The following is an 18,004-nucleotide window of genomic DNA, read 5'->3' as shown; positions in this document are numbered from 1 at the left end:
CACCCCCGAAATAGTCGCTTTTGCTATTCATGCACCAACGCCGAATCAATCTATAAAATTGGCGCAAACAGTCGTGCAATCCGTGCAACCAACTTCAGCCACAGGGATTGTTGCTGATAATCCGAAGGGGTTACTAAATAACAAAGCTGTAAATCATCCTGCAACATTGCTTCAACTGCTTCCACAAATGCCTGATGAATTACAAATAACGTCACTTCAAAATTCAATTGAAACGATCGATTATCTAAATTCACAGTTCCGACTCCCGCGATCGCATCATCAATCAAAATTACTTTTTGATGCATAAATCCAGGCTGATAGCGGTAAATTCTCACGCCAGCCGTCTGCATTTCCATGTAGTAAGAAAATGCACAAAAGTAGACCATGTAATGATCAGGACGATTAGGTAGTAAGATTCGCACATCGACTCCCCGAATGGCTGCAAGTTTGAGAGCCGTCGCGATCGAATCATCTGGCACAAAGTAAGGACTTGCAATCCAGAGCCGTTGCTTTGCTTGATTAATGGCATTGACAAAAAACAACGTACAAGCCGGAACCTGATCAGCAGGTCCCGTGGGCAAAACCAATGCCACTTGATCAAATTCTGGTTTTGGATCAACATTCCACTGAACTTGCGGAAGCCTGCGAGTTGCCCAAAACCAATCGCCTAAGAAGCTGCCTTGTAAGCATTTCACAGAGGTTCCTTGCACTCTCACATGCGTATCTCGCCAAGGACTCAGCGGCGGTTTATATCCTAAATATTCATCTGCAATATTCAGTCCACCCACAAACCCGATCGCACCATCCACAATCAGAATTTTGCGATGATTTCTAAAGTTGATTTGCCAGCGATTTCCGCGTCCTTTCGTACTCTTAAATGTATTAACTCGAACGCCTGCTTGCCGCAGCGATCGCAGATACGATCGTGCTAATCCTCGCGTGCCAATTCCGTCATAAAGCAAGTAAACTCGCACACCTTGCATTGATTTATGAATCAATGCTTTACAGAATTCATTCCCAATCTGATCATCGTCTAAGGTATAAGTTTGAATCAGGATATAGTCTGTTGCATTTTGTATTGCCGTTAGCATTGCTGTAAATGTTTCTTTCCCATTCACCAGCAATTCAGCAAAATTCCCCGTTGTAAATGGAATGGTGGTTAATGAGTCTGCTAGCTCTTGCAAAGGAGAAAACTCTGGAGGTAATTCTGCTTTGCATTCTAGAATTTCTTGATAGGCTTCTTTCGCCTGAGCATTATGCTCAATGTATGCCGCTTGCAACGCCTCTGCATAACCATAAAACCGATTCCGTCCCAAAATCCAATACAACGGAATCGCAAGCCACGGAATCGTCAGCAGTGAGATGCTCCAAGCGACTGCCCCGCGCGACGATCGTACATTCATCACCGCATGAGCCGCATTCACAATTCCCAATAGGTGTACGACGATCGTGAGAATGCTAAAAATCTGAACCGAACTGCCAACGCCCAGCATAGATTTTGGTTTACAAATGGAACTCGACCAGCATCGGCTTATGATCAGACGACTGAATCTGATCGAGCACCCGCGCCTGTAAATAATTCTGATGCAGCCCTCGGTAGAAAATGTGATCTAACGGAGGAGACATTAAAAATCGTTTGATGTTTTGTGTATCTGCTTCTGAAAATTTCGCTCGTGATAGCCCTAGCCTGCGCGTCATCTTATCTAATAATTGCCAGCGCGATCGATTCCACGTATTAAAATCCCCTGAAAAGATGATCGCTCCATCGTGAGCTGCGATCGCAGTTTCTAATTCAACTAATTGCGTTTTGAATTTATCTAGCTCAACAAAATTAATTAAGTGCGAATTGATCGTCAGTAGGGTTCCTTGTGCAAAAGGGTGCTCAGTCACTAAGGACACTTTAGGCGTATTAGAAACGGGTTCAGCATGTTCTGTGATCACTGCCTTACGAGTCACACAAGAGGCACGAGAAGCCGTCAAAACGCCTGCATAGATATTTCGATACGTATCAATAAAATTCGGCGCAAAGCTCCAACCGAGTTCAGCGAGTTCAAAATGCTTGAGTTCGGTGCAAAGCTGAACTTCTTGAAGAAAAATTAGATCCGGCTGATAGCGATCGACGATCCAATCAAAATCTTTTTGCCAACTGCGATCGTGATTATTTTTCGCAATATTCCAATTCAACACCCGAATGGCTTTCTCATTGAGCGGAGAGGGCTGGTGCGGTCGATGCAGAATCGTTTCGTCCGTCGGAATAAATCGGTAAGGCGGAAGTAGCGTTTTGAAGGGAGTTGTAAATATTTCAGAACCTAACTTCGCCATGATTTGATTCCAGATGCAACCATTTGAACCCTATCTTAAGATACTTTTCAAACGATCGTGGTTTTCTGCATCACTAGACCTCCAAGCTTACGGGAAACTCGGAGGTCTAGACGATTTGGCTAGCACGCCTTACCGTACCATCACTTGCACATTGGCATTTTGTAATCCAGGACGCTTCACCTGATTCAACGTTTGCTGCACTGCGTACTTCTGATTCACTGAAGTCATCAATTCTGCAAGGTTATGCTTTCTGGCGACACCCCAAAGATCTGCCACAATGCTAAACGTTCCATCTTCATTATGAATCCAACCGATATCGTAGCTGCCATCCAAGACTGCAACGATGTCTGCATGAACACGCTGACATCCCATGCCTCGGACTTCTGCATTTGTTTCAACTGTGAAACCCAAATCGCGCAAAGAAGACTTGAGCAATTCTGCATCCGTAATCTTGCTGCGGAGTGTACTAAAGTGCGACATAGCTATATACCTTGCTTTAAATGAGTAATTGCATCTACGGTAGCAAGCACCCTTAGCTGCGACCGTCTATCCAAAGGCTGCATTTCTCATCTTAGGTCAGGCTTTCCGTAGAAAATGAGTAGTTAAATTGAGTTATGTAACAATTTCAATTACAGTTTCCATAAGATTCAAAGCGCATTTTGGAGAAAAAAATGACTGTTGCCCCTTCTCAGCGATCGCTCATTTCAACGATTCTGCAATCTGACCTCAGCCCAAATCCAATCTTCCAAGCAGCTTGGCTTGTAGTTCGCGTTGTGGTTGGGTCATTAATGATTCACAACGGGTTTAGTAAATTAGCCGATGTGCCAGGCTTTATTGAACATGTGATTAATGTGATTGGATTACCGTTTCCAACCTTTTTTACTTACTTAGCGGCTTATACCGAAATCGTCGCTTCTATTTTCTTAATCGCTGGGTTGCTGACTCGATTCAGCGCATTGTCTCTACTCTTCACCATGCTGATCGCGGTTTACTTTCACCTGAAGGATAGCGGGTTTCAGATTCCCCCGTTAGAAACGGCTTCGGTTTATTCGCTTTGCTATCTGGCTCTAGCAGCAGGGGGAGGTGGAAATCTCTCGATCGACCATTTCTTAGTAAAAATCTTTAACAAGCAGTAATACTGTAAAAAATCACAAAATAATGGTCTAGATCATATGATCTAGACCATTGCTTTCGTAGTCAAAACTTTATTCCTCTTCTGTTTCTTGCTCAACGCATTCCGGTTGATCGGTTTCGTTTTGTGCAGCAATCTCTTCGAGTGCTTTCTGAATCCACAATCTTGATAAATCAACCAAGCTAATGCTGTCTGGCACAGTGGTCATTTTGTTAATCCTCCTTATCTATCTAAGAGCGTAGCGAACCACGCCTGAAGTTTCATCAAAAGACTGATTTATTGAAATATTTGTTTACAATTCACAATTCTTTGCAAGCTGCCCGCGCTGCCGTGAGTGGTAGCGCGGGCAATTTAAGGCTAATTTAAGGCGCGTTCGGTCAATTTCGTGAGCACCTGGTTCGATCGCTCAACAAAGGCTTTCATCCCATCGGCATCAAAGCCCTTCTGCGCCATCAGGGCTAAGTCATAGACATGATGACAAATCATATCGGCAAGCTCAGCCGACGGAGAAGCAGCAGATCCGGTAACAATTGCGCCTTGACTCAAATTCATTAAGTTTTGAATCATTGGATGCGCTGTATTGACGAGCAGAATATGCTCTTCTGGAAACTGCATCGCTTGTTGCTGCAAGAGTGCATTCATTTCCTGCATTCTACGCAGTTGTTCAGGCAGTAAGACGATCGCCGGAGGTGCAGCATTATCGCCTTTGAGTGCCTCGGTGCGAATCGTCAATTTTGGCTTGCCTAATGCCTTGAGGAACAGGTCTTTGATCTGTTCTCCCCGAGTTTGATTGGTATTGGGGTCAACGATGTCTTCTGCTTTGTCTTTGTCGATCAGTGTGTCATCGAGTTCGGCATCGACTCGTGAGAACTTGATATGGGAGTACTCTCGTTCTAAGAAGCTGACGAAGTGGCTGTCGATGAATGAATCCATGAACAACACTTCTAAACCTTGGCTCGTATGCAACTGCACATACGTTGCTTGAGTCACTTCATCGGTGCAGTAGAAGACTCGATTCTCATGACGCTCTTTGTTGCGTTCCAGGTATTCTTGCAAGGTGGTGTAAGTCTTGCCGTCGATCGTATTACTTGCCTCTTGCCAGACATCGCCTTCTGAAGTTTCGACTTCAACCTTCGGCTTGCTCAAATCCGCAGTCGTGCGATAGATCAAAATATCTTCGACTTGCTTTTTGAATTTGTCATCGTTCAGCGATCCGAATTTTACAAAGGTTCCGAGGTCTTGCCAGCTTCGGATATAAGCTTCTCGATCGTCTCGGTAGAGTTCTTTTAAGCGATCGCCGACTTTCTTCGCGATGTAATCTGCAATCCGGCGGACGGTGCGATCGCTTTGTAAGAAGCTCCGCGAAACGTTCAATGGAATATCAACGCTATCGATCACCCCTTGCAGTGGGAGTAAGAATCGTGGGACAACTTCTTCGCAGTTGTCGCTGACGAAAACTTGATTGCAGAAGAGTTTGATCTGCCCCTTGCTGACATCGACATCGGGTTTGAGTTTGGGGAAGTAGAGAATGCCGTTGACGACAAAGGGATAATCCGTATTCAAATGCACCCACAACAGCGGCTCATCTTGGAACGGATAGAGGTAGCGATAAAACTCTAGATAATCTTCCTTGGTGAGATTGCTAGGTGACTCTTTCCAAGGTGCTTTTTGGCGGTTAATTTGCTCTGGCGCAGTTGCTTCCTGTCCTTCAGATGCTAGGGTTTCTAGCTTAATCGGGAAGGGCAAGAAATCGCAGTACGTCTTGATCAGTTGGCGAATTCTGTAAGGCTCTAAGTATTCTAGTTCTTCTTCTTGGAGGTGAAGTTTTACCGTTGTCCCACGAGTCGATCGCTCAGATGCCGACAATTTGAACTCAGTCGAACCATCACAGATCCAATTGACCGCTTGTGAACCTTCTTTGTAAGACAGGGTATCAATTTCAACCTGCTTCGCCACCATGAAGGACGAATAGAATCCCAGACCAAAGTGACCAATGATTTGCTGATCGCTGCTTGCCTGGTACTTTTGCACAAACTCTTCTGCGCTAGAGAATGCGACTTGGTTGATATATTTTTTAATCTCGTCTGCCGTCATCCCAATGCCGGTATCCGAGATGGCGAGGGTTTTGTTTGCTTTGTCGATCGTAATGACAATTTCCGACTCGCCTAGTTCGCCTGAAAACTCACCAGAGCGAGACACCATGCTCAGTTTTTGCAGCGCATCGACCGCGTTTGAAACTAGTTCACGCAAGAAGATCTCATGGTCTGAATACAGCCATTTTTTGATAATCGGGAAAATATTCTCAGTATGAATTGAGATATTCCCCTGCTCTAGGATGGTGGTCATAGGCTTAAGGAGAAATTCTGTTTATAGGCAACGCATTTATTGTGCGTGATGATTGTGCCCTGCGTCTCTATTTTGCTAAGTGCGGGTTTCCCCACCTGCGGAAAGTGGGGAGTGGGGAGGTGGGGGATGATCTACGTCGGAACCTTCACCGTCACATACAACGCTGGACGCATCGGTAATCCCAATGACTCCCACAACACCACAGGCTCGATCGCTGGAATCGCATCCACCTCGATCGATAAGGCTTGATAGTCTTCTAGTTCTGGGGATAAAAATTTTGGCTCAAGCTGTCGATGTTTTTTGAGAGAAGATAAAGCTTCTGATAATAATGGCTGGTCACCCCAAGCAGGCGTATCCCAAGCGCTGATGACGAAAGCTAAAGCGACTTCTGGAAGCGTCGGCTTTTTCTCAGCGCAGCAATAGTTGTAGCAGTAGATATTGAGAGCCGCCTTGCCCATCAACGACTGAGACGGTGGATTAAAATCAACCCGTTCAACTTCACTCAGAGAAGTCTCGATCGCCAGCACATTTGCTAGCGCTTTAGAAATGGCAGGAATCATTATCTTATGTAGCGATTAAAGGGGACAGTTTATGACGATCACAGAGAAGAGATCGTTAGCCGTAAGTCGAACTGAGTCAAGAGAAATGATGAAAACCGAGATGTAGCGGGCAAAAGATGGCAATTAGCACCGTATAGAGTACCGATGCGAAATTAGGTCTTTACAAAATAGGTGTTAAATAAATTGCCTCCCTCCGGGAAATTACTGAGATATTTATTAGAATCCGTGGGAATTTTGAGGACTTTTCGGACTCTGGGTTATACAAAAGTATGGTTCTTTATCAATGTGCTTAACTTGTAACCGATCGTATTGGATTACAAGCAAAAAGCACGCACTTTTTAAGATATTTTGTCGTGTTTCCCTAACTTCGGATTCTTGTGGTGTTATGCAAGCTGTCCATTCATTTAAGCGGTTTCCCTCTGCGATCGTATCCCATACGGTCGAGCCTTCCACGGTTGCTGAGAATCCAATTCAAGCGTTTTGTCGGTTGCAAATTGAGCAGATTTTGTCTCAATTTCCAGATCTCGGCATTCGTTTAGTTTTTCATTCTCCAGAGCATTCAAAACGTCAGTGTTTGCTTTATGGTCGCGAATTTTGGTCAGTGTTAGATGCGGAGGCTCAAGCATTTTTGGCATCCGAAACTTGGTGGATCAAAAATTCGATCGGGCGATTGATTAAAGTTTTTACAAAATCAAAACCTCGATTTTATGCTTGCCCGATTAGTCCCACCAAACCGGAATACCTGTTGCTTGGAACCCCCAAACTTCTTACAGCAAAGCAGAAAAGATTGATAGAAAACTGCGCAAATCTGTTGAGCCATCATCTCTCAATGGTGCGCGAACTTTATACACAACGCCAGTCGTACCAACAGTTAGAGCAAAAAAACAACCACATTGAGCATCAGGTGAAAAGTCCGATCGCGCTAGTTCAAATTTATACTGAGATGCTACTGACGACTGTTTCTGAACAGCACTCCAGATCGCATCTCGAATCAATTCAGGCATCGATTCAGGATATCAGCCGTCATCTGAAGCAATTGACCGTCAAACAAAAACCGCTGCGAATTGCGGAACACAATTTGAGTGAACTGATCACGGAAAGTCTCAAACAGTTGCAGCCTTGGCTGACTGAGAAGGACATTACTGTGAACTATTCGCGATCGCTGATGCTGATCGATGTCGATGCCTGGCAATTTAAGCAGGTGTTGGATAACTTGATTTCCAATGCGATTCATTTCAGCCCTATCTCTAGTCAGATTGATTGCCACTGGGAAGTGACCGACCAGGAAATCGTGATCGAAATCTCCGATCACGGTGTGGGTTTGTCTGAGAGTGATGTCGAAAATCTCTGTACTCCGTTTTATTCTCGTCGTCCGGGTGGAACAGGATTAGGACTTTCGATCGCTCAAAAGATCATTCACGCGCATAATGGTCGCCTATGGGCAGGCAATTTACCAGAAGGCGGCGCGAAGTTTTCGGTGGCGCTGCCTCGATATAGCCCCAAATTATCGATCGTGCCTGCGATCTAACGGTTCCATTTTTACGAGTTCACTATGTCCACTCCTGCCACTATTCAGCAAACCTCTGTTCTGCTTGTCGATGATGATGCTCGGTTCCGTCAGGGTCTACAAACCTTGCTTCAGTTCTATAACACGACGAATGATCAACGATTTACAGTAGTGGGTGAAGCAGCTTCTTCACAGCAAGCGGTGCAACTGGCAATGGAGCAGCACCCTATGCTCATTCTGCTGGATATGGAGCTAGCAACCGGAGATGGGATTGCGACCTTGATGGAGTTAGCAAAGCTAGATCTGCGATCGCGCATTCTCGTTTTGTCTGGTCATCAAGAGGATGAATGGGTGTTTCGAGCAATGCGGGCTGGCGCAAATGGCTATGTCGTTAAGGATGATCTGGCGACGCAGTTATTTCAAGCGATCGAGACGGTTTTGAGTGATCAGATTTATTTGTCTCCAGAATTGGCAACGCGATTTTTTCAGACGTTCCGGTTTTACAACGGGCAAGCTTCAGAAGCGAAGGTAAAGTTACACTTGACGGAGCGCGAGCAAGAGGTGTTGCACTGGTTGGTGCAAGGCGCTTCTAATGAGGAGATTGCAGCCCATTTATATATTTCAGTCGCGACAGTGAAGGCGCATTTGACGGCGATTTTCAACAAACTAGGTGTGACAAGTCGAACGCAGGCAATTATTAAAGCGTTAAAGATGGGACTAGTCGGTTATTCTTGATGCTGCCTACGAAGCGAGTTAATCTTTGGGAATTGATAAAGTAGGCAACGATGGGCGAGACGATCGCTCTGGTAAGGCTCGCATTGGCGCTCGTCGAGAAGATTCAGTCGAAACTTTCATCGGTGCAGGGCGATGCGACAAATGCCACCATCGCAAGGCTAACGCGATCGTCACCGTGCTCAATCCGAAAATCACCAATGAAGTGCTTTGATCAATTCCACCGATCGCGACATTCATTGCACCTGCAGTCAGAATAAATCCTGTGATCGGCTCTTTACGATAAACCGTTCTCAAGATGCGAAACCATAAAGCATTCATCATAGTCATTTCATATTCAGGATTTTGAAACGTGACCTCCGAGTCCTGGGGAAACTGAGAGGTCATACCTTTTCTCTAGCTTAGCTAACCGCAACGGATTCAGACAGCGAGATCTGAGTCACGATCGTGTTACATCCTAGCCATTGCTGTGCCAATTGCATGAACGGTTTCGGATCACCGCTGACATAAAACCGCGTCGGCATCGGAGAACGCTGATTTCGCAGTCCCAAGATCTCCAATTCCTGAGCCGCTGCTTTCGCCACATGCACTGCCGGGTCTACAAATTGCACTGAAGAAGGCACGATCGATTTCAATACAGGCGCTAAATGCGGATAATGCGTACAGCCGTAAATCAGCGTGTCAATTTCTTGGTCGAGTAACGGTTGTAAATAGCTTTGAGCCACTTTGTGGGTGTAAGGATCGTCGATGCGTCCTTGCTCGATTAAGGGCACAAATTCAGGACAGCCGACCTGCCAAACTTCAGCCGTGGGATCGACTTCGAGAATCGCTTGACGATAGGCATCGCTTGCAGCCGTTGCTGGCGTTGAAATGACTCCGATGCGTCTGCCTTGTCGGACTGCTGCACTGGCACCCGGTAAAATCACGCCCAAAATCGGTAAGTTGGGATATTCCTGGCGCACCGTTTCGATCGCTAATGCTGAACTCGTATTACACGCCATGATCACCATTTTGGCGCGGTGAGCCACCATCCAATCGAGAATTTCGCGCACGAATTGAATAATCTCAGACTGCGATCGCGTTCCATAGGGCAACCGCGCTGTATCGCCAAAATATAAAAGTGACTCATTCGGTAATTGACGGTACATTTCGCGTAGCACGGTCAAACCGCCGACCCCGCTATCGAAAAGTCCGATCGGATCAGAGCCATTTGGGAGATCTCGCAGAAATCCCCCAAAATTCGATACTTCCATGTTCATGCTGAATCCTCACACCAATGTAAAACGCCCAAATCAGAAAAAATCCTGCTTGAATTGTAAATGTGTACTTCGATTCCTGAACCGTCCTTTTCGGACGTTTCTACAATCAAAATCCAAAATCTAAAACTCAAAATCCTCTATCTGACTGTTAACTTTTTTCTAAGTCTAGGCGGTCTTGCTCAGAGGCTCAAGATCAACTTCAGAGAAGAAATCATGAATTCTATTTGCAGAAATACTTGGGAGGAAAGCGCGATCGCTTCTGTCGGGAGGTCAGATTGTTGAGCAGGGTTGCCAATGTTGTCGGGCTGCATTCCGGGGAAGTACGGATAATTCTGCGTCAGAGGGCTAGAATCTGAGGAAGTTTCGTAGAGTGTGGATGGGTTATGAGTACTGCCTCTAAGCTTGAACTGATGCTGAGTTTTCAAGATGCGGAGAGTCCTGAGAAGCAGGAGAAATTGACACAGACGCTCTGGCAGCAGATGAGACAGATTGACGGAGTGAAGGTCGATCGCGTCAGTGATGACAATCCGCCGGAGGGCAGTAAGGCGTTTGGGTCGTTTTTGTTGGGGTTGCTGAGGGCGACGGTGACGTTGGAGGGGTTGAAGTCGCTGTTTGGGTTTTTGGGCGATCGCTTGGGGAATAAGCCGATCAAGATTAAGGCGAAGTTTGCGGATGGGCGTGAGGTGGAACTCGAAGCGAGTAGTCGTGAGGAGTTGGCGCTGGCGGAAGAAACGTTGAAGCGGTTGGCTCAAACTTTGTAGGACGATGGCAAAGATAGCGTTGCTGATTGGCGTGAGCGAGTACGCTGAGGGTTTGAAGTCGTTGCCTGCGGCGGTGAAGGATGTAGCGGCGATGCGATCGATATTGAGCGATCCAGAGATTGGTGGGTTCGATCGCGTTGTGCCGCTTGAGAATCCAGATTTACAGACGATGCAGGAGGAGATTGCTACGCTCTTTAGCGAGTGTGGTGAGGAAGATCTATTGCTGCTGTATTTTTCGGGGCATGGGATCACGGATGAGTTTGGCAAGTTTTATTTCAGCAATCGGAGTTCGAGAAAGTTAGCGGATGGCAGGCTGAATAAGGGTACGGCGGTTCCTGCGAGTTTTGTGCATGACCAGATGGAGAATTGCGAGTCGCGGCGGATGGTTGTGATTTTGGATTGCTGTAATAGTGGGGCGTTTGGGGCGAATGTTGTGCGGGATGAGGGGACGATCGATTTTTCTCGCCAGTTGGGTGGAGAGGGGCGGATTGTGCTGACTTCTTCTTCGGCGATCGAGTATTCGTTTGAGCGGTCTGGGGAGGAGTTGGCGATTTATACGCGCTATTTGGTGGAGGGGTTGCGGACGGGGGCGGCGGATCTTGATGAGGATGGGTTGATTTCGGCGAATGAGTTGCATGAGTTTGTTAGGACGAAGCTGAAGCGGGCGATGCCTTCAATGCACCCGGAGCGGTATGTGGTGCGAGATGGAGAGAAGATTGTTTTGGCGCGGGCATTCGTTGATGTTGCTCAGAAGTATCGCAAATTGGTCGAACAGTATTGTGCAGAGGGTGAGATTCGTCCGGCGGGGCGGAGAATGCTCGATCGAAGAGCGCAAGGTTTTGGACTGGATGCGGCGGTGGCGAGGCAGATTGAGGATGAAGTGCTTCAGCCGTATCGAGAACATCGGGCGAATTTGGCAGAGTATGAAGAGGTTTTGCGCGAATGTAGGTTTCCGTTAGATAAACGAGATCGACGAGAGCTACAAGAGCTTCAGCAGGAATTAGGTCTGACGGATGAGAGTGTTTTAGAGATTGAGCGGCGGATTGTTCCTGATGCAAAGGATGTAGAGGTTCCAGTTTCTGTAGAGCCTAAACCGACAATCAAAGAGCCTTCAAAGCCTTCGCTTCCGGTTTTTAGTTTTGAAGTGATTACGGTCAACGATCGAGGAAAAGAAATCGATCGTCGTCAAAGTCAAGCAAGTTACCGTCGAGAAGAACTCGCGCAAGGTGTCTTTCTCGATATGGTTTGGATTCCAGGTGGAACCTTTTGGATGGGTGCGGCAGAGGGAGAGTTAGAAGCAAGAGATAGTGAGAAGCCGCAACATCAAGTCACGATCAAGCCTTTTTTCATGGGTAAGTATGCAGTGACTCAGGCGCAATGGAAAGAGATCGCTCACCTGCCAAAAATCAATCGCGATCTCAAGCCAGAACCATCGAGTTTCAGAGGTCAAGAGCGACCTGTTGAACGAGTGTCTTGGGAGGATGCGATTGAGTTTTGCGATCGATTATCTCGAAAAACTGGACAGCAATATCGATTGCCGAGTGAAGCTGAATGGGAATATGCGTGTCGGGCTAGAACAACGACACCGTTTCATTTTGGAGAAACGATTACGCCTGCTCTAGCAAACTATAACGGCAATTACACTTATGCGAATGTGCCGGAAGGAATTTACCGAGCACAAACAACGAATGTAGGCAGTTTTCCCCCGAATGCTTTTGGACTTTTTGATATGCACGGTAATGTTTGGGAGTGGTGCGCTGATCCTTGGCGTGACAGCTATACGGATGCACCCACTGACAGGCTCGTTTGGGAAATGGAAAGAGATCGAGAGAACAACCGCCGAGTCTTGCGTGGCGGTTCCTGGTACTACAGTCCGCGGGCTTGTCGTTCTGCCTCTCGCGACGACGATCCGCCCGTCTACTGCAGCTTCACTAACGGTTTTCGTATTGTTTGTTCTGCTCCAATGGCTCTGTAGCCCCTTACCCTCATGCCTTTTGCCCTTGTTTCTTTTATCTCCTTTTCGCGCTCTGCTTGATCAAATCTTCTGAGCATTTTGGGAAAGCGATCAACGGATTTACGATTGTGATTCATCGATCGTCGTCTGCGATTCATTAGATGACGATCGCGATTGTTCGATCGTCAATGACGATTCATCGAGCGACGTTTACGAGAGATCGAACATTGTGAGTGAATCACTGTAATATCATTCGCGATTCATCGATCGACGTTCGCGAGGATTTGAACATCAAGCGTGAATGTTCGATCGTCATTGAAGATGTATTGATCATCGTTTGCGAGGATTTGAGTATCAAGCGTGAATGTTCGATCGATGTTGGAGATGTATCGAACACCGTTGGAGATGTATCGATCTACGTGACCCATAAAATTTTCTTTGACGTATGCAATAATTTATAGAGCGCTTGTACTCATCTCATCACATTTCCGTTTCCAATGACGCGACAGCCCTTCGACGAATTTTCCAAACAACTCTTTGAAGCGCTCCTCACACCTTATGGACGAGTAACCATCGATCGCACCGTTCCCGGAGAAGCTCGTCGCATCGACATCTACTTTGAGCCAGACGACTCAGTTCAACTCGACCCCAACGAACTGGGTCAACTCGCCCAATTAAGCACAAGCAAATCCCTATTCGAGCCATTTCGCAATCCTCCAACCGCAACCGATATCCGTAGCTGTGTTTCAAAACTCTATTTCCTTCATGCCGAACTCGATCGCGCCGCCGAACAAACCCTCCCAGATTCAGAACAACCGCAATTATGGATTCTGGCATCTTCTGTTTCAGATCGAGTTCTAAACGACTTTGGCGGCAAACTTCAGGAAGAAGACGGGATTTATCTTTTCGATCGAGGTTGGCGAACCGGCTTAATCAACATTGCTGAATTACGCTCAACTGAAGAAACTTTATGGCTCAGGCTACTCGGCAAAGGCACAACTCAAGAACAAGCGATCGAAGAGCTACTCATGCTGCCAGAAAACACCCCAAAGCGTTCCACAGCCCTTGATCTATTAGCCCGCTGGAACCTTAGTATAAAAGTAACTGAAACTCTTGACGCAGAGGAGAAGCGATTTCTAATGGCACTCTCAAAAGCATATTTAGAATGGGAACGTCAAACGCTCGCAACCGGAAGAAGACAGGGAATTGAGCAAGGAATTGAACAAGGAATTGAGCGCGGGAAAGCTGAACTGATCTTAATGCAACTGCGATCGCGCTTCTCTCTGCCCGAACCCCTCGAACTTCAAATCCAGCAACTCCCGATCGCACAACTCGACCAACTCGCGATCGCACTGTTGAATCTCAGTACGATCGCAGAATTAGAGCAATGGTTGGCAGAACCCCGCTGATTCTCAAAACTAACTGCGTCTACCCAAGTACTCAAGAATCCCACGTGCAATCGATTCTGCCATCCGTTGCCGGAATGTCGTATCTGACAACCTGCGCGCATCATCTCGCCCTGTGACAAACCCAAGTTCGAGTAAGACTGAGGGCATTGAGGTGCGCCGCAGTACATAAAATCGAGCGCTGCGAACTCGGCGATCGGGCGCGCCAGTGCCTGCCAAGATATTGCGATGAATCGTCTGGGCGAGTTCCAATCCACTTTGGAAATAGTAGGTTTCGACTCCATTGATATCGGGACGGCTCATGCTGATTGCATTCGCGTGAATACTGACAAAAATTGTGGCTCTAGCGCGTTCAGCAATATCGACACGGGGCTGCAAATCGAGATCAATATCTGCATTGCGCGTCATCACAACCTGAACATTACTACGTTCTAAGATGTCTCGCACGCGGCGGCTGACATCGAGAACGATTTCTTTCTCTTGAATTCCACCAATTCCGACTGCTCCAGGATCGGGTCCACCATGTCCGGGATCGAGGATAACGACTTGACGACCGCTTGGGATCGGGCGGGGAACTGGGGTGGGAGTGGGACGAGGGGGGACGGGGATCGGATTGGTTGTGGGGGGTGGGGTGACGGGTTGTGGGGTGATAGGGGGTGGGGTGACGGGGAATAAGCCCGATCGAGTAAATGGAACCGTCAATTGTTGTGGGCTAGACTGCACGATCGCGCCAATTTGGTTGCCAGACGCAGGAATGATCAAGACTGCAACGTCATTGCCTTCTTGCCGAACTTGGGCACGAAGTAGGGGACTGTTGGCAGGGAGTTGAATCGTTCTAAGATCCGTACGGGCAGAGCGAATCAGGATACGATAAGCTCCTGAAGGGCGATCCCATCCGGCGCTGTAGTTGAGAGCCTGATTGCCTCGGATCACGAGTTGACGGTTGGCATCTAGTTCTACGGATTGGACGATCGCGGTTTGCGAAACGGACTGTCCAGGACTCGCTCCGATCGTTTGGGGCAGAATTATCAAGCCCCCGGAAGGACTGACACTCGCCTGCCAATTTGGGCTTTGTTCAGAGAGTGTCAAAGTCACACGAACCACATCTGGCGAGAACTGGGTAATTTGAGCGCGAGAAACGCCATTCAAATTGACGGGCAAATCACGCGGGGAAAGATTTGGAGAAATCGTTGCGCCGTAAAAATCGAAAATCATTTGGCGGCGATCTCCGGATCTCAAGGAACGAATCTCCGGTGCACCTCCGGTCGATCGCAGAAAGAACCCATCTCCAGTCGCTTGCAGACTTTGTAGAAACGCGCGCGCATTAGTCGCAGGAGGAGTCGAGGAAATCGGCGGCGGGGTAACGGGTGAAGGCGTAACGGGTGAAGGATTAATCACGCCTGAAATTTGGGGATTCGGCAACTGCACCGACCATTGATTGGCGGCTCTCGGTTGGAACTGCACCTGATTGGGGTCGATCGTATATCCGGGCGCGTATTCGACCACCATACGAGTCGTACCAGGAGCAAATTGCCCCACTCGAATCGCGCGAATTGCGCCGTTATAGGATTCTGTGACTTGGGGGCGACCGAACGTGACACCGGGCATATCAATCACAAGACGAGTCGGATTGCTCAACAATTGCGCGGTGGGCTGCACGCCGTCATCGGTGAAAAATTCTAATTGAGTTTGAGTCGGACTTAACCGCCAGGACTGTAATCGGGCAGCCTGAGCCGGGAAAGTCAATAGTAAAAAATAAAAAGAGCAAAGCAAAAAGAAAGCTTGAACGCAAGATGTTTTCTGAGATTTGCTTGCGCGAGATGCCTTAATTTTTGTACTCATCGTGTGAAGACCGCGTTCCAACTTTTCTCTCCTTTGATGCGTGGTGTTGCACTCATTTCGTCAGCAACTTTTATCATTTGACCGTCAAAATTCGGCGGCAAAATGTTAAAGATTTCGCCTACAAATTCAATGATTCTGAATCTATTTTCAGTCCTCGCTCACCCACGATCGATGAATCCTTGCTCGGCTGAATCTTTGAATTCATGCCAGTATTCACCTCAGAAATCTAACCTTTATACACCAAATATCTTGAATCAGAATCAACGATACTGGATCGACTGACCTAATATCCTCAAACTCGTTCCTAGAATCTGGAAACTCTGTTCAATTGATTTGAGAAATCGGTTTGTTCTCTTCGATGAAGCTCGACGCAAAAAAACTCGATCGAGTTTCTGAATGGTTCGATCGAGTTTCTGGGAAATAGCGGTTGCATAAATTCAAAAGAGGTGAAACAACGGCATCTCTAACTCAACAGGGTGGAGTTAGGCTAGAGCATTCTAGTACAGATGCCGGGATCACAGCATATTTTTTTGCTCATATATCGTCTGGCGCACTGAGAACTGGAGCCGACTCTTCTCGTTGGAAAACCAGCCGCAGTAAAGGCGGTGCGACGAATGTGGTTAAGATCACCATGACGATAATTGCAGCTTGTAAGGCATCGGAGAGAATGCCTGTATTTGCCCCAAATGACGCAAACACGAGTCCAACTTCGCCTCGTGGAATCATCCCGACTCCGATCGCGAGTCGATTTAATCCAGGCTGACCAAACACCGTAAATCCAGTCACGACTTTTCCTAAAATCGCCACAACAATCAGAAATCCGGACATAATCAAGCCTTCATGATTCGCCGGATCGAAGGGGTTGAGGACGCTGACATCGGTTCTTGCTCCGACGACCACAAAGAAAACCGGGACGAGCATATCTGCGATCGGCTTAATCTGAGCTTCGAGTTCTTCACGTTTTTCGGTTTCCGCCAAAATTAATCCGGCAGCAAACGCCCCTAAAATCGCTTCTAACTGAATCACAACCGCAATATCCGACAGAATGAATGCCACAATCAAAGCACTGACGAGCAATTGACCACGTGTTTTCAATTCATTGACCAGCGTGACAAAAAACGGGCTAACTAATCGTCCTAACCATAAGCTGCCAATCAAGAAAATTGCCGCGCTAATAATCAAATAAATGACGCTCGAAACCTGCACTTCGCCAGTTTTCGCCAATCCTGCGACGACTGCCAGCACAATAATTCCGAGCACGTCATCGAGCACTGCCGCACCGATAATGATTTGTCCTTCTTTCGAGCTAATGCGCTGAATTTCGGACAAGACTCGTGCGGTAATGCCGATACTGGTCGCTGTCAAAGCAGCTCCTGCAAAAATCGCAGGAATCGCAGGCACGTGAAAGAGGAGCATTAAGCCTGCGGTTCCCAATCCAAATGGCACAGCCACCCCCACACAGGCGACCACCGCAGCTTGATAACCGACTCGAATTAATTCTTTGAGATCAGATTCTAGTCCGATCTCAAACAGCAGAATCACGACTCCGATTTCTGCCAAGACTGAGATCACTTCACTCTGCGATTCAAATACGCTATTGAGTGCTTCGGGGCTGAGGTTGGCAGTCATTTGCAGGGTTTGCATGATCAGCGATCGACTGGCATCAAAATCGGCACTGGGAAACACCAACAAATGCAGTGCCGAAACTCCAACCACAACCCCTGCAACCAATTCGCCTAACACAGAGGGCAAATCAAGGCGGGCACAAATTTCTCCGCCGATTTTACTTGCGAAATAGACAACGACTAGGCTTAACAGAACGCCTGCGAGAACAAGAGACCCGCTTTCTGCGCTGGCTTCTGCAATGAGCGGATGAGAAAAGACGAGTGAGGAAAGGGAATTGATCATAATCCGACCGATCGAAAATCCCTTTCACTGTACTTGGTCTCAGGGATTTCTTCAGCCAACGAGCTTACCGAATCGATCGTAAATGAAAAGGACTTGTTACAATCCTTTATAATGTTAGAAAATCACTCTCTAAAACCAATATGGAACCAGCATTCGCGCTGAATATCTCGCTCTGTGTAGCGATCGTTGGACTGACCGGATACGCGATTTATACCGCTTTTGGGCCGCCTTCGGTTGATTTGGATGACCCGTTTGAAGATCATGAAGACTAAAAA

The 18,004-nt window shown here is 47.2% G+C and carries 18 protein-coding genes; 7 read left to right on the top strand and 11 right to left on the bottom strand.

All coding sequences use genetic code 11. The annotated features are described in order from the left end of the window. Positions 1-50: 50 nt before the first annotated feature. The 3 genes from cls to ACMUEV_RS15525 form a co-directional block, all read right to left on the bottom strand. Positions 51-1,493: a cardiolipin synthase gene (gene cls / locus ACMUEV_RS15535; RefSeq protein ID WP_190652876.1), complete on the bottom strand. Its 1,443-nt coding sequence runs from the start codon at positions 1,491-1,493 to the stop codon at positions 51-53. Positions 1,494-1,503: 10 nt separating this feature from the next. Next, positions 1,504-2,322 carry an endonuclease/exonuclease/phosphatase family protein gene (locus ACMUEV_RS15530; protein ID WP_190652877.1) on the bottom strand — a complete coding sequence of 273 codons (819 nt, stop codon included), beginning with the start codon at positions 2,320-2,322 and terminating at the stop codon, positions 1,504-1,506. A gap of 129 nt (positions 2,323-2,451) precedes the next feature. Then, the gene (locus ACMUEV_RS15525) at positions 2,452-2,802 is read right to left on the bottom strand and encodes a DUF1257 domain-containing protein (protein ID WP_017288233.1); all 351 of its coding nucleotides are present in this window, start codon (positions 2,800-2,802) and stop codon (positions 2,452-2,454) included. 191 nt (positions 2,803-2,993) lie between these two features. Between ACMUEV_RS15525 and ACMUEV_RS15520 the strand changes: the two genes are divergently transcribed. After that, positions 2,994-3,458 (top strand): DoxX family protein, encoded by a 465-nt coding sequence (locus ACMUEV_RS15520; RefSeq protein ID WP_017288234.1) that lies wholly within the window; start codon positions 2,994-2,996, stop codon positions 3,456-3,458. A gap of 69 nt (positions 3,459-3,527) precedes the next feature. Here ACMUEV_RS15520 and ACMUEV_RS15515 read toward each other — a convergent pair whose 3' ends face one another. The 3 genes from ACMUEV_RS15515 to ACMUEV_RS15505 all read right to left on the bottom strand — a co-directional run bounded on the left by ACMUEV_RS15515 (position 3,528) and on the right by ACMUEV_RS15505 (position 6,360). Continuing rightward, entirely contained in the window at positions 3,528-3,662 is a 135-nt protein-coding gene (locus ACMUEV_RS15515; protein ID WP_017288235.1) for a hypothetical protein, read from the bottom strand. A 149-nt stretch (positions 3,663-3,811) separates the two neighbouring features. Further along, entirely contained in the window at positions 3,812-5,800 is a 1,989-nt protein-coding gene (htpG, locus tag ACMUEV_RS15510) for a molecular chaperone HtpG (protein ID WP_190652878.1), read from the bottom strand. Positions 5,801-5,931: 131 nt separating this feature from the next. After that, positions 5,932-6,360, bottom strand: a complete 429-nt coding sequence (locus ACMUEV_RS15505; protein WP_190652879.1) for a Pvc16 family protein — start codon at positions 6,358-6,360, stop codon at positions 5,932-5,934. Between the two features lie 385 nt (positions 6,361-6,745). Between ACMUEV_RS15505 and ACMUEV_RS15500 the strand changes: the two genes are divergently transcribed. Together ACMUEV_RS15500 and ACMUEV_RS15495 are read left to right on the top strand one after the other, a co-directional pair. Further along, on the top strand, positions 6,746-7,888 hold the full coding sequence (locus ACMUEV_RS15500; protein ID WP_190652880.1) for a sensor histidine kinase: 1,143 nt from the start codon (positions 6,746-6,748) through the stop codon (positions 7,886-7,888). Positions 7,889-7,912: 24 nt separating this feature from the next. Continuing rightward, complete coding sequence (locus tag ACMUEV_RS15495) at positions 7,913-8,602, top strand: LuxR C-terminal-related transcriptional regulator (RefSeq protein ID WP_017288239.1); 690 nt, start codon at positions 7,913-7,915, stop codon at positions 8,600-8,602. An 18-nt stretch (positions 8,603-8,620) separates the two neighbouring features. Here the strand turns inward: ACMUEV_RS15495 and ACMUEV_RS15490 are convergent, their stop codons facing one another. Then, entirely contained in the window at positions 8,621-8,986 is a 366-nt protein-coding gene (locus ACMUEV_RS15490) for a hypothetical protein (protein ID WP_017288240.1), read from the bottom strand. A 14-nt stretch (positions 8,987-9,000) separates the two neighbouring features. Continuing rightward, on the bottom strand, positions 9,001-9,858 hold the full coding sequence (gene murI / locus ACMUEV_RS15485; protein WP_144056199.1) for a glutamate racemase: 858 nt from the start codon (positions 9,856-9,858) through the stop codon (positions 9,001-9,003). Positions 9,859-10,241: 383 nt separating this feature from the next. On the opposite strand from murI, the gene ACMUEV_RS15480 reads away from it, so the two are divergent. Together ACMUEV_RS15480 and ACMUEV_RS15475 are read left to right on the top strand one after the other, a co-directional pair. Continuing rightward, positions 10,242-10,619: a hypothetical protein gene (locus ACMUEV_RS15480; protein ID WP_190652881.1), complete on the top strand. Its 378-nt coding sequence runs from the start codon at positions 10,242-10,244 to the stop codon at positions 10,617-10,619. A gap of 4 nt (positions 10,620-10,623) precedes the next feature. Next, the gene (locus tag ACMUEV_RS15475) at positions 10,624-12,594 is read left to right on the top strand and encodes a caspase, EACC1-associated type (protein WP_190652882.1); all 1,971 of its coding nucleotides are present in this window, start codon (positions 10,624-10,626) and stop codon (positions 12,592-12,594) included. 239 nt (positions 12,595-12,833) lie between these two features. Here the strand turns inward: ACMUEV_RS15475 and ACMUEV_RS15470 are convergent, their stop codons facing one another. Continuing rightward, positions 12,834-13,001, bottom strand: coding sequence for a hypothetical protein (locus ACMUEV_RS15470; protein ID WP_190652883.1), 168 nt, complete (start codon positions 12,999-13,001; stop codon positions 12,834-12,836). Positions 13,002-13,070: 69 nt separating this feature from the next. Here ACMUEV_RS15470 and ACMUEV_RS15465 point away from each other — a divergent pair, with 69 nt between their 5' ends. Beyond that, a complete protein-coding gene (locus tag ACMUEV_RS15465) occupies positions 13,071-13,982 on the top strand; it encodes a DUF4351 domain-containing protein (RefSeq protein WP_190652884.1) in 912 nt (303 codons plus the stop codon). 9 nt (positions 13,983-13,991) lie between these two features. Here ACMUEV_RS15465 and ACMUEV_RS15460 read toward each other — a convergent pair whose 3' ends face one another. Together ACMUEV_RS15460 and ACMUEV_RS15455 are read right to left on the bottom strand one after the other, a co-directional pair. Then, complete coding sequence (locus tag ACMUEV_RS15460) at positions 13,992-15,725, bottom strand: N-acetylmuramoyl-L-alanine amidase (RefSeq protein ID WP_199329677.1); 1,734 nt, start codon at positions 15,723-15,725, stop codon at positions 13,992-13,994. 630 nt (positions 15,726-16,355) lie between these two features. Continuing rightward, positions 16,356-17,729 (bottom strand): cation:proton antiporter, encoded by a 1,374-nt coding sequence (locus ACMUEV_RS15455; RefSeq protein ID WP_190652886.1) that lies wholly within the window; start codon positions 17,727-17,729, stop codon positions 16,356-16,358. A gap of 140 nt (positions 17,730-17,869) precedes the next feature. On the opposite strand from ACMUEV_RS15455, the gene psbN reads away from it, so the two are divergent. Next, positions 17,870-18,001 carry a photosystem II reaction center protein PsbN gene (gene psbN / locus ACMUEV_RS15450; protein ID WP_017288250.1) on the top strand — a complete coding sequence of 44 codons (132 nt, stop codon included), beginning with the start codon at positions 17,870-17,872 and terminating at the stop codon, positions 17,999-18,001. Positions 18,002-18,004 lie beyond the last annotated feature (3 nt).

This window comes from Leptolyngbya sp. FACHB-1624 (genome assembly GCF_047649235.1).
Lineage (GTDB): Bacteria > Cyanobacteriota > Cyanobacteriia > Leptolyngbyales > Leptolyngbyaceae > Leptolyngbya > Leptolyngbya boryana.
The sequence above is the reverse complement of the archived record's forward strand: the minus strand, read 5'-3'. Positions and strand labels throughout refer to the sequence as shown.